This is a genomic window from Desulfobaculum sp. (assembly GCF_054921475.1).
This window is the reverse complement of the sequence record NZ_JBUDSW010000320.1, coordinates 1-3,471: the sequence shown is the minus strand read 5'-3', so window position 1 is coordinate 3,471 and position 3,471 is coordinate 1. Positions and strand designations below refer to the sequence as shown.

6 protein-coding genes are annotated in these 3,471 nt (G+C 59.6%); 2 read left to right on the top strand and 4 right to left on the bottom strand.

Features of this window, described 5'->3' with window-relative positions; all coding sequences use genetic code 11:
* Positions 1 to 48: 48 nt before the first annotated feature.
* From flgM to ACY69P_RS15275, 3 genes are all read right to left on the bottom strand, one after another.
* The gene (gene flgM / locus ACY69P_RS15285; protein WP_404845994.1) at positions 49 to 354 is read right to left on the bottom strand and encodes a flagellar biosynthesis anti-sigma factor FlgM; all 306 of its coding nucleotides are present in this window, start codon (positions 352 to 354) and stop codon (positions 49 to 51) included.
* A 209-nt stretch (positions 355 to 563) separates the two neighbouring features.
* Positions 564 to 782, bottom strand: a complete 219-nt coding sequence (locus ACY69P_RS15280; protein ID WP_459898270.1) for a hypothetical protein — start codon at positions 780 to 782, stop codon at positions 564 to 566.
* Positions 783 to 907: 125 nt separating this feature from the next.
* Complete coding sequence (locus tag ACY69P_RS15275; protein ID WP_462328093.1) at positions 908 to 1,426, bottom strand: hypothetical protein; 519 nt, start codon at positions 1,424 to 1,426, stop codon at positions 908 to 910.
* A gap of 223 nt (positions 1,427 to 1,649) precedes the next feature.
* On the opposite strand from ACY69P_RS15275, the gene ACY69P_RS15270 reads away from it, so the two are divergent.
* Positions 1,650 to 1,940: a hypothetical protein gene (locus tag ACY69P_RS15270; RefSeq protein WP_459898273.1), complete on the top strand. Its 291-nt coding sequence runs from the start codon at positions 1,650 to 1,652 to the stop codon at positions 1,938 to 1,940.
* Between the two features lie 82 nt (positions 1,941 to 2,022).
* Here ACY69P_RS15270 and ACY69P_RS15265 read toward each other — a convergent pair whose 3' ends face one another.
* Positions 2,023 to 2,826, bottom strand: a complete 804-nt coding sequence (locus tag ACY69P_RS15265) for a tetratricopeptide repeat protein (RefSeq protein WP_462328092.1) — start codon at positions 2,824 to 2,826, stop codon at positions 2,023 to 2,025.
* A 274-nt stretch (positions 2,827 to 3,100) separates the two neighbouring features.
* Here ACY69P_RS15265 and ACY69P_RS15260 point away from each other — a divergent pair.
* On the top strand, positions 3,101 to 3,471 hold a 371-nt coding region (locus ACY69P_RS15260; protein WP_462328091.1), incomplete at its 3' end, for a TlpA disulfide reductase family protein.

The window sequence follows — 3,471 nt, the reverse complement described above, 5'->3', positions numbered from 1 at the left end:
CCCCTGGGGTAGCCGCCCCGCCGTGCGTGCGAGTATGTCGGCTCTGGCTTACTGCCAGAGGTCCAGTTCCTCGGAAATGAGCTTGTCCGCGATAAGGCGGCCGTTTGGCGAGTAGGTGCCGTTTTGGACCTGCTCCTTCAAGCGGGCGACTTTGTCCTCGCGCGTGTCTGGGGCTTCCGCCGCGACCTCGCGCGCTGTGGAGAGCAGGCGGGCGTCTCCGCTGACGGAGACGGCGTCCCGTGCTTCACCCGACGAATTTTTGACATCGGGCGAAAGCTCTTCACGTTCGCGGTCTTGCTGGATCTTCAGCTGATCGTAGGGAGTCCTTCCCGGACCGATACCCTTGATATCCACGATGTTCCCTCCCTTGAGCCTGGGCTGGTGCCCTGCGGCTCCATCTCTAAAATATGCACCGGAGACCGGAGTGTCAAATGGCTCTGGCGGTGTCTGGTGGCTGCGGTGAATTCTGTGTTGAATCCTGCTGTAGATGAAATGCAGTTTTCATGCCTGAACAGATGTCAGCTCCGGTGCGTGGCAAGGGACAGCGCGGCGGTGCGGGGGAATCAGCCCCCAACCGAGGGGATGAGCTCTCCCTTGGAGTTGTACACGGGCGACGCTTCAATGGCGATAAGCCGTGAGGCCATGCCCGGGTCCGCGTACACTTCGCGCTGCAGCTTTGCCTTTTGGATGTCCTTCATGGAATTGGCAAGGGACTTCTGACGGTCCGCCGAAAGGACTTCCCAACCATTGGTCGATGCGTTTGAGATGCTTGATATGGCCATGTCGAAACCTCCATGTTTCGGGTATGGCATTCGCGACCATGCCGTCCGGTTGCTGTTACAGTCTCTATCGGCTGGGTGTGCAAAAAACTTTAGCAAAGACTGTGGCGTATGGATTGTGGGAAATATCAGGCACTCTCGGATGGTGTGCGCATCTTGGGGCAACTGTTTTGCAAAAGACATATGGAGCATCCGCCCTGCCACGGCATGGGAGTGACCAGCGCGTAGCGCCGCTCAAGAGTTGTTTCCGATGTCCAGACAAGGCCAAAGCGGTCCGAAACCGCCGCCAGCTCATGGTCCGGCGCAGGGACCGGGGCGCAGCCGTGCTGCGCAATTTGCGGCACCAACTGCGCGGTGGCCGCCATCAGCAGGTTCAGCGCCAGCACATGCAGCAAAAAGGACGCGCGCGGCTCCGCAGTCCAGCAACCATCAATTTCGTCCTCCACCGCTTTGTCCAGCCACGCCAGCAGGCGCGTGCCGCCGCCGGTGCGCACCGCGCACGCCGTAAGGCGCTCGGTCCAGCGGTCCCACGTGGCCGCAAGGCGCTGGGTTTCCGCCTCGCTCAGCGCAGGGGCCTCGGCAAGCTCGCAAAAGCGGGCGGGGTCAAAGGGCGGGCGGGGTGTAAAACGGGTGGAGCCGGGGGCCATACTTCTTTCTCCTCAAGCGCGCCGCTTTTGCGGCACGGGTGTATGTGTCATAAAAAAACTGCAGGCGCAGACCAGCGTCCGGCCGCGGCCCATCCTACGCCAGAAAGCGGTCACCGTCAGCCCTTGGGGTGGACTTTGCGCCGCGCCGGGGGCATCATAGGAGTGTCTGGCCGCAGCCATCGTCAGGGCGGCGCGCGGCCATCCCCAGCACCGTGAGGCCCATATGCTTATTTTGTACGATTCCCAGCACGCACAAGCCTTCCGGCGGATGTTTCGCCGGTTGCCGCCCTATACGCTGTATAATTTGAAGGAGTCGCGCGCGGCCGAGATGGCCCAGCGCGAAGCCGCCCGCGCCGCAGGCTTTGCCCAGCGGACGCAGATGGGCGTCGCCCCCTCCGACCGCATGGGCATGCACCCCACCATGACCCTCGACCCCGCCGCAAACAGCCGCTTTTCCGGAAGCGAGGTGCTCCCCGAGGTGAACACCGGGCGCATCATGGTTGCCCAGTCCTAAGCCCCCACCACCGTCCATCTCTCGTTCATGAAAAAACGCCACCCGGTTCTCCCGTGGTGGCGTTTCGTTGTTGTGATGCGCTTTAGATGCCAGTAATTTTAATGGCTCCTCCGTCCCGGAGCGACGGCTTGGCCTTATGCAGCGCCTTGCGGAGCATGCGCGCTTCGTACAATTCAGGATTGATGGACAGGCTTTCCTTGAGGAGCTTCATCGCCTGATCAAATTCCTCCGCCTCAAAGTGCGCGCGGGCAATGTTGAAGAGCAGGTGGTCGTCCTCGCCCGTCAGCTCCTGCGCGCGCTTGTAGTAGCGGATGCATTCCTTGAACATGCCGTTGCGCCGCAGCCGGATGCCAAACTCGTTGAACAGGTGCTTGTGCTGCTCCGTAAAGGCCGCATCCAGCGTGACCAGCTTGTCCAGCACTGCCTGCGCCTTTTTGTTCTCGCCTCGTTCGAGGTACGTCAGCCCAATGCCGAAGTTGGCGCGGATGTGGTCCTCGTCAATCTCCAGCGCATTGGTGTACTGAAATTCCGCGCTATACAACTCGCCCTTTTCCCGGTGCTCGTCCCCTTCGTCTACGGTTTGCTCAAGCTGGCGCATGCGCGGGGCCGTGTGCGTCATGTACAGGTCCGGCTCCGGAGAATACTTCTCCAGCACGGTCTCTGGGGAGATGGGCTTGGTGCTGCCCGTTGGGATTAGGTTCTTGTTGACCGGCCGGATGGTCGTTTTGCCGTCGGCGTCGCGCTCAACAAACCACAGCGTTTTGCTGATCTTGCGCTTTTTGGTCGCGCCAAAGCCAACAGTGTTCGACTTCCTCTCCGAAAAAATCCCCGCAAACGGGGTAGGGAGGATCCTAAAAGAGGCATCAGTGGCAAGTGGTTCTGTCATGGGTAATGCGCTTTGTTTATATGTCGTCGCCGTGGTCGAAGAGGCGGTGGACGTGGTATGCTTTCCTCAACATATTGATGGAACCACCCGCGAGAATAAAGACCATAGAACCCTTGGCAGGGACGGATATTCGCGATTATTGCACCAAGGGTCCGTTTTTCTCGACGAAGCGTGTGCACGCTTTTGATCAAGGAGTTGCCGTGTGTTTGCAGTGATTTGCAGCGCAAGAAAAAAGCGCCGTCTGGTCGACTTTTTCCGGAACCGTTTGATTGCCTTGGCAGTTCTTTTCACCCTTTTTTCGCCCGTCTGCGTCAATGCAGGCTATCTGGGCGGCGTGGATGCGAAGGCGCTTCAGGATATCGTGGATGATTCCACAGGCCGCGTTGTGGTGTTGTCCTTTTGGGCCACGTGGTGCCCGCCCTGCGTTCGCGAGATGCCGGACTTTTTGACCCTGCGGCGTAGCGTCTCGGACGACGAGATGCGTCTTATCGGCATTTCCCTCGATTTTGACGAAGATACCCTCAAGACGTATGTGGATGAGAATAAGGTCAATTTTCCCATCTATCGCGCCACGCCGGGCCTTGCGAAGCATTTTGAGGTGGAAGGCGTTCCGAAACTCATGGTATGGGATGCACAAGGGACCCT